5 protein-coding genes and 1 pseudogene are annotated in these 8,579 nt (G+C 45.2%); all 6 read left to right on the top strand.

Annotation, left to right across the window (positions count from 1 at the left end; translation table 11 throughout):
• The first annotated feature begins 373 nt into the window (after positions 1-373).
• Positions 374-2,047: a chaperonin GroEL gene (groL, locus tag H6F66_RS17585; RefSeq protein WP_190423662.1), complete on the top strand. Its 1,674-nt coding sequence runs from the start codon at positions 374-376 to the stop codon at positions 2,045-2,047.
• A gap of 605 nt (positions 2,048-2,652) precedes the next feature.
• Positions 2,653-4,218 (top strand): hypothetical protein, encoded by a 1,566-nt coding sequence (locus H6F66_RS17580; protein WP_190423660.1) that lies wholly within the window; start codon positions 2,653-2,655, stop codon positions 4,216-4,218.
• A 199-nt stretch (positions 4,219-4,417) separates the two neighbouring features.
• A complete protein-coding gene (locus H6F66_RS17575) occupies positions 4,418-5,704 on the top strand; it encodes a 1-acyl-sn-glycerol-3-phosphate acyltransferase (RefSeq protein ID WP_190423658.1) in 1,287 nt (428 codons plus the stop codon).
• Between the two features lie 103 nt (positions 5,705-5,807).
• Complete coding sequence (corA, locus tag H6F66_RS17570; protein ID WP_190423656.1) at positions 5,808-6,971, top strand: magnesium/cobalt transporter CorA; 1,164 nt, start codon at positions 5,808-5,810, stop codon at positions 6,969-6,971.
• A 108-nt stretch (positions 6,972-7,079) separates the two neighbouring features.
• On the top strand, positions 7,080-7,772 hold the full coding sequence (locus H6F66_RS17565; protein WP_190423654.1) for a hypothetical protein: 693 nt from the start codon (positions 7,080-7,082) through the stop codon (positions 7,770-7,772).
• 171 nt (positions 7,773-7,943) lie between these two features.
• Positions 7,944-8,428 (top strand): annotated as a pseudogene (locus tag H6F66_RS17560) (IS1 family transposase); the annotation flags it as partial.
• Positions 8,429-8,579: the final 151 nt, after the last annotated feature.

Genomic DNA, 8,579 nt, shown 5'->3' with positions numbered 1-8,579 from the left:
AATTACTGGGGTAAGCTTTACTCATAACGCTCTCTCAGTGCTGTGTACTACATATTCGCAGCTTACACTGAGTGAGCTTTTTTGCTATCTAACCGACTTTTAAAACATCCTCTAAAACGTCATGGTGTTAGTGACGAAGCGATCCATGCCGCACTCAGCGAACTAATTCATTAGAAACAGAATTTTGCAGCTAAACCAAGTTGCGGCGGTGGATAGGGATAATTTGCCGCTATTGGGAGCTAGAGCGATCGCTCTAGCTGTTTATTATGTACCTCCCCCATATCAGTCGAGGTGAGGAGTCTCATCCTTTCGGATTAGCACTCTTTGCCACTGAGTGCTAAATTGGAATGCGGAAGCGCTTTTAATACTAAAAATGGCAAAGATCATTGCATTTAATGAAGAATCACGGCGGGCGCTAGAGCGGGGCGTGAATGCCCTGGCCGATGCCGTTAAAATTACGCTGGGACCAAAAGGGCGGAATGTTCTTCTAGAGAAGAAGTTTGGCGCTCCCCAGATTGTTAATGATGGCATTACCGTCGCCAAGGAAATTGAATTAGAAGACCCGTTGGAAAATACGGGCGCTCGACTGATTCAGGAAGTAGCATCAAAGACTAAAGACATCGCTGGTGATGGCACGACTACAGCAACTGTGTTGGCACAAGCGATGATCAAAGAAGGCTTGAAGAACGTAGCAGCTGGGGCGAACCCAGTTAGCTTGCGGCGGGGAATTGAGAAAACGATCGCCCATCTTGTAGAGGAAATTGCAGCGCTAGCGAAGCCAGTAGAAGGGAGCGCGATCGCGCAAGTTGCTACAGTCTCGGCTGGTAACGATGAAGAAGTCGGTGCCATGATCGCTAAAGCGATGGAGAAAGTCACCAAAGACGGCGTAATCACCGTTGAAGAATCTAAATCGATCAGCACGGAACTTGATGTCGTCGAGGGGATGCAGATCGATCGCGGCTACGTTTCTCCCTACTTCATCACCGATACCGAACGGATGGTGGTGGAATATGAAAACGCCCGCATCCTAATCGCCGATAAGAAAATCAACTCGATCCAAGATTTAATTCCCGTCTTGGAAAAAGTGGCGCGGAACGGTGAACCCTTACTGATTATTGCCGAAGACATCGAAGGGGAAGCCCTAGCGACTTTGGTGGTAAACAAAATGCGGGGTGTACTAAATGTGTGCGCCATCAAGTCGCCCGGATTTGGCGAGCGCCGCAAAGCTATGCTGCAAGATATCGCCGTTCTGACTGGCGGTCAAATGATTTCCGAAGAAGTAGGTTTAAGCCTAGATACAGTCTCCCTGGAAATGTTGGGAACTGCTCGGAAAATCACCCTTGATAAAGAAAGCACCATCATCGTTTCTGGGGAAAAAACCGCAGACGTGGAAAAGCGGATTGTCCAAATTCGCAAGCAGCTAGAGGAAACTGATTCAGACTACGATAGAGAAAAGCTGCAAGAGCGGATTGCTAAGCTTGCTGGTGGTGTCGCCGTCATCAAAGTGGGTGCGGCTACCGAAACCGAACTCAAAGACCGCAAGCTGCGAATTGAAGATGCTCTCAACGCTACCAAAGCTGCTGTAGAAGAAGGAATCGTTCCAGGCGGCGGTACAACGTTGATTCATCTGAGCAAGAAAATCGCCGAGATTAAGAATAGTCTGGACGATGAAGAAAAAGTCGGTGCTGACATTGTAGGCAAATCTCTAGAGGCACCCCTGCGTCAGATGGCTGATAATGCTGGTGTCGAAGGTTCTGTGATCGTCGAGAAGGTGCGGGAGACTGATTTCAACATCGGTTACAACGCCGCTACTGACACCTTTGAAGACTTGATTGCGGCGGGGATTATTGACCCCGCGAAAGTTGTGCGTTCAGCATTGCAGAATGCTGGTTCAATTGCTGGCATGGTGTTGACCACTGAAGCCCTGGTAGTCGAGAAGCCTGAGAAGAAAGGTGCTGCTGCCCCCGACATGGGTGGTATGGGCGGCATGGGCGGCATGGGCGGCATGGGCGGCATGGGCGGCATGGGCGGCATGGGTATGATGTAGCCCGAACGACTGAAGTCGCGACTAGAGAAAACTTAGCCCGCCTGCGCGGGCTAAATAAAAAGGCGGTTTGTCTTGGAGGACAGGCTGCTTTTTTTTAGCGCGATCGCTCTTTATAAGAGATTTTGTAGGAGCGGGGAAACCTTGCCCTTACTGCTTTTCTGGCGCGATCGCGTATTGCGGAAGTTTAATAAATTGTTACAGTATTGGAAAATTACATTAGACTCCTTGCATTCATTTAGCTGTGAACTAAAGTTCCAGGTTCATAGCTAAAGTCATCGTCATGATTCCTGGGTAAATGTTTCAACCCGTTAAACGGGTTTAAGTTTTAAGCCGGAAATTTATTTCAAAAACATGAATGCAATAAGTCTATTAACTTGCAGCCAAAGATATTACTCCGAGCCAGGGGAAGCTTCTGGAAGCATTTACCCCTTCAGAATTCAGCAGGCGAGGCTTTTGAAAGTTTTACTGGAACTAATGCCTAATGCCGCGTTCATGTGTTTTCGGAGGCCCATTTGCGTAATATGGCACCAAATCGCATTTTTAGGCGCTCTTGAACTTTAGCTTTCCTAAAAGACGGACTATTTCAAACCGGAGGTAAACCAAAAGTGAAGCTCAAAATCCTGGTAACAACAGCACTGCTAACTTTAGTCTTGCCAGTGAATGGGGCGACCGCGCCAGAAAGTGATGTTTCTAAACTTGGGATATTAACTAGGATTGCTGGCGAATACGCAGCAATAGGACAAAACGATAAAGCGGAGGAACTGTTAGCCCAAGCTCTTCCTCTGGTTCAAGCCATTTCTAATGACTGCGACAAATCGGAGCCGATAGCAGCAATTGCTGGTCAGTATGCAAAAGCAGGACAGCAGGCTAAAGCCAAAGAGTTACTAGACCAAGCAATTCGGGTTGCCAATGCAGCAAAAAACTGTCTTAGCCACAACGATGTTGTGGAAAACTTGGCAGACATCCAAAATCGGTATGTACAGGAAGGACAATATGACCTTGCGCTCCAAACTGTCAGAGGATTAAACAATGAGAATGAGGTGTTTAAGATATATGGGCTTTCGTTAATTGCCCACCACTTTGCCGATACCGGACAAGTTGATAAGAGTTCTGCACTTTTAACCGAAATCGTGAAAGTTGCTCAATCTCTCAAGGATGCTCACGCTCAAACCTTTGCTTTAGCTCGCAGCGCTGTCGAATATGCAAAAGCAGGACAAAAAGCCCAAGCCATTGAGTTACTCAATCAGGCAATGAAAGTTGCACCAGCTATCAATAATACCAACGAAAGTAAAAGTAACGTACTGGTTAGGATTGCTCGTGGTTACGCACAAGTGGGACAAACTGATCAAGCCATCAAAGCTCTCGATCAAGCGTTGCCCATCGCGAAAACTATGTCTAACCCCGATTTCAAATTCCATGCTTTGGGTGAGATTGCGGTGCAGTATGCAGCAGTCAACCAGAAGGCGAAACCGACTGAAATTTTTGGACAACTTCAGTCAATGCTGCAAACCGGAGAACCTGCTTTTAAATCCATATCGTTATCTAGCCTGGCTCATTTTTACGCAAATTCAGGGCAATATGAGCAAGCTCTGCGAATTGCACAAACTATCAAAGATGTCCAAGAGAAAGCTGGATCGCTGTCTAGAATCGCTGGAGACTATGCCCGGAAGGGACAATTTGACTCGGCACTGCAAGTCGCCCAAACAATAAGTGATGCTAACCACAAAGCAGGGGCTTTGAGTGAAATTGTTCGCAGTTATGCCGAAGCTGGACAACTTGACCAGGCTTTAAAAGTCGCCCAAACTATTGAGCGTAAGTTTGACAAAACCATGATTCTATCTGAGATGGCGGTTAATTACGCGGAGGCAGGGCAACCTGACCGGGCTATTCAAATTGCCCAAACTATTAAGGATATTATGTCTAGCACTAATATCTCTAATGAGGAAAAGGATATAGACTGGATGTTGCCTGCAATCGTCAGCAGTTATGCAAAAGAGGGACAATTTGACAAAGCCCTTAAGGTTGCTCAAAACATTCAGGGCAAGCCTTACAAAGTTAACGCATTGAGTGATATTGCTGGTCAATATGCAGCAAGGCAGCAAAAGGATAAAGCTGCTGCCCTTCTCGCTGAGGCGCTTCAAATCATCCAGCCAATATCGCCCAAACAGTAGTCACAAATCTTTCGTTACCAGACTTGGGGCTGGTAACGAAAGATTTGCAGGATGTTTTGCGATCGCTCTTGATGAAATCGAACTATATCTAAGTTTGCCTAGTGTGTACTGATCGAGAAACTGGCCTAAACAGAAAGCCAAGCGGTTGATGCCACCTAAACTGAATAATATTGCATCGGTTAGGAACCCTTGGCAGATTATGTCTACTCCTAAACAGAAGATAGCTGAGTTCTACCCGCCTCGACTCAACCGGATCTTTGTCCGTCTGTTGCAGACTATTGCGCCTCCATTAGTACGCTGGCGCTTTTGGCTAGATGTGGAGATTAGCCAAGATTGCTTGGAGAAGCTGGAAAACTTGCGAGATCAAAGGCTGCTTCTATTACCCAATCACTCTAACTTCGACGATCCGGCGTCGATGTTTCTGCTATCAGCAAGGCTAGGTGAAGCCTTCAACTACTTAGCTGCTTTTGAGGGTTTCAAAGGGCTGCAAGGTTGCTTTCTTCAGCAAGCTGGGGTCTATTCTATCCGGCGTGGGGTTGCGGATCGCGCCAGTATTGCCCAAACCCTGGAACTGCTCACCCAACCAAAATGCCGTCTGGTAATCTTTCCAGAGGGGGGCTGCTCGTTCCAGAATGACACGGTAATGCCTTTCCGGGTAGGAGCAGTGCAAATTGCTTTACAAGCGATCGCTAAGTTGGTTAAGCGTGGCTCAACTCCTCCCGACTTATACCTTGTACCCATAAGTATCAAATATCGTTACACCCAGGACATGAATCCGGCGATTGACGCTATCCTGAACCGGCTGGAGCAAGCCCTACAGGTAAAAAAAGCATCTAGCTTATACGAGCGGCTGCGCGTTGTGGCAGAGCAAGTCTTGGTAAACTGCGAACAGGAATATGGTGTTTACACTCCCGGAAATGCTCAAGAGCCTTGGAATCAGCGTATTTTCAGCCTTAAAGCTTTTGTCCTCCACTCCTGCGAAGAAAAACTCGCGATCTCATCCTCTCCCAACGAACTGAACCGGGAGCGTGTCTATAAAATTGAGTACGTCCTACAGTCTAAGGCTGAAACTTTAGTAGCCGATGATTTCTGGAATGCTTCGTCCATCCAAAAAGCCGCAATGCGCCTTTTAAACTTCGATGCCATCTATGATGGTTATGTAGCTGCTGCTACAACTCCAGAACGCTTTCTGGACACGCTCACGCGGCTGGAAAGGGAGGTGTTCGACATTGACCAACCGCCGCCCAAAGGTCATAAAATAGCAGCAATCTGGATCGGCGACCCAGTAAACCTTAAGGATTACTTTCAGGATTATCAAGAAGATCGGTCTGGCACTGTAAATTACTTGGTGGAAAAAGTCCAGCAGGCTGTACAGAGTAATCTTGACCGTTTAATGCCGTTTTCCTCATTCATCCCCGACCAGCTTCCTAACAAAGACAATCGAGGAGGGCAAGCTTCGAGTCCAAACATGGCATCAAAAAAGTAAATTAGTCTGAAGAATATGCTTTTTACTTGCTTAATTTTATCAGAATTTGAGTAAACTTAGATGAAATAATGCCCAGAAAATCCTCAATTTGAGATAAATCTGCATGACACAAAAACGCCCCCAACTACGTAACTTCGCGACACAACCGAATCAAGATGATGAGGAGGATTTATTTGAATACTTTTACGACAAACCCGGTGCTTTACCTGGGACAATCGTCATTGATAAAGATGCGCCGCTGCCCAAAATTATCTTAATTGACTACAACGAGACTAACCGGACTTGCCTAGCATTACAGTCCCCAGAAGATTGTGCTAAATATTTGGATACTGCGTCGGTTTCTTGGGTGGATGTCTTGGGATTGGGCAGTGAAGAAATTTTACAACAGTTGGGGAAAGTTTTTGATTTACATCCGCTTGTTTTAGAAGACGTGGTCAATGTGCCGCAGCGTCCCAAAGTGGAGGACTATGAAGACCATGTGGTAATTATTGCCCGGATGGTAATGCCGAAGGAAAGTGGGAATAGCTTCTATAGCGAACAAGTTAGTTTAGTCTTGGGAAAACATTATTTGCTCACTGTGCAGGAAGAACCGCAGCGTGATTGCTTTACGCCAGTGCGCGATCGCATTCGTCACAATAAGGGTACTATTCGCAAGCGCGGTGCCGATTATTTAACCTACGCACTGTTGGATGCCATTATCGATGGATTTTTTCCTGTTTTAGAAGATTATGGTGAGCGAATTGAAGACTTAGAGGAAGAAGTTATCGCCAACCCCACACGCAAGACTCTAGACAAAATTTATCAAATTAGACGCGAACTATTGGCACTTCGACGCGCTATTTGGCCTCAGCGTGATGCCATTAACACTCTAATTCGAGATGGCAATATTCTAGTTAGCGAGGAAGTGCGAATTTACTTGCGAGACTGTTACGATCATGCGGTTCAGGTGATGGATATGGTGGAAACATATCGAGAACTATCCTCTGGGCTAATGGATGTTTATATGTCTTCGGTTGGGAACAGAATGAATGAAGTTATGAAGCTTTTAACTGTAATTTCCAGTATTTTCATTCCCCTGACTTTTGTTGCCGGAATATATGGAATGAACTTCAATACAGAAAAATCTCCCTGGAATATGCCAGAACTAAACTGGTATTTTGGCTATCCGCTTTGTTTGGCGTTGATGATAGCGATCGCTTCTGGTTTAATCTACTTTTTCTGGAAGCGCGGCTGGTTTGAGAACTTTTCCACCATTAAGGATGAATGATCGCTTCTTTTACGAAATGTTGAAAGGAGAGTTTTGCGTCCGGAATTAATAAATTTAGACTCCTAACCTCCTAAGTCTTAATTCTTACTTTTACACCAATTACTAATCTTGGACGATCGCAATTTACTACTTGTAACAGTTTATATCATCTGCGTTACTTATGTCTTGTACCGGATGGTAAAATCTCTAAATATAACTCAAGTAACAATTGAGCTTAATCAAGATTTACTGAATACACAACTGGAAGAACAAAACCTAAAAGATATCCTTGAGATTCAATTTAAACTTAAAAAGCGATATCTACTAGAAGATTTGAAAGAGCTGTCAATCAGCATCAAAAATAAATCTCAGCAAGATTTTATAGAAATAGATTGGGATCGCAGTACGCTAACGGATTTTCAAGGACAATCGCGGCGAGTAATTCGCATAACACCCACGATGCAACTCGATCTATCTGAGCGTCAAGTTTTTCGGGTTATTGCTGCTGGAAATATCCTCACAGAAAAGCTGACTGTAGAAGATGTCCTCAAAGGTGACGCAACAAACCCCACCTTGAAAATTAGTGCGCCTTTGTTTGACCTATCAAAGCTCCAAAAAGGCAAAGATACTCAAAAAAAGCTATACAGCGACTTTATGACCAGAAACCGGACGCTGCAATTTTCTCTAAAGCTGGTGCTGAGAGTAGCTAATACTACCATTGAGGTAGGTAGACTTGTTAATCACATTTTATCTTGCGAATTCATAGTTAGCAAAGTTCCTTGGACAGAGTCTTTAAGTTGGAAACCTAAAGATGACGATTAAAAATGAAAAATAATATTATGTTCCAATAGGGTTCACTTAAGAATAGTTGTATTTTTGGAATTTTTAACTCTACTTAAATCCTAAATAGGTTGTGGGGAGGCGATTCTGGTAGTGCGTCAGGATGATGTGGGTTTGGTAAAGTAGAAAGACCTCTATGACTCCACTCAAGCTATGGAATGTCGGCTCTGCGGTCATTATAAAACCCACAAACATGGCAAAATGCCCAACGGACATCAACGATACTTCTGCCCTGGATGCAGACAAACCTTTTGTGAGAGTTTTGACACCCTTTACTACTATCGGCATATCAGCCCAGAGCAAATTCAACAAGTCCTGCAAGCACACAGCGAAGGCACGAGTTTGCGAGGGGTCAGCCGAATCACAGGACTCGCTTACAACACCGTTGTCAGTATTGTTCGCTCATCCAGTGTCAAAGCTCAACTCGTTCACAACGATCAGGTAGCACAAGTGGTAACCGAGGAAGTGAGTGGCGATGAGATGTGGTCATTTGTGCAAAAAAACAGAAACAATGTCTCGCTGATGAGTTAACGGTGGGAGACTGTTGGATTGCCATCACTTTAGCGGATTCGAGTGGGTTGATCTTGACGGCGCGAGTGGGTAAACACACTGACGCATTGATTAGACCTCTTGCAAAAGTCGCGGCTGGGGTAAGATAAGGACTGAAATTATGCGTTCGCGGACTCTTTCGTTGCGTTCGCCCCGCTCCATTGATAAATAAAGCTTATGAAATATGAGCAGGTGAAACATCTCAAGCCAGCAGAATTTAAACGGTTTTGGGGCGTCACT

Source organism: Trichocoleus sp. FACHB-6, from assembly GCF_014695815.1.
Classification (GTDB): domain Bacteria; phylum Cyanobacteriota; class Cyanobacteriia; order Cyanobacteriales; family FACHB-T130; genus Funiculus; species Funiculus sociatus.
Note: the sequence above shows the minus strand (reverse complement) of the source record. Positions and strands in the feature narration are given on the sequence as shown.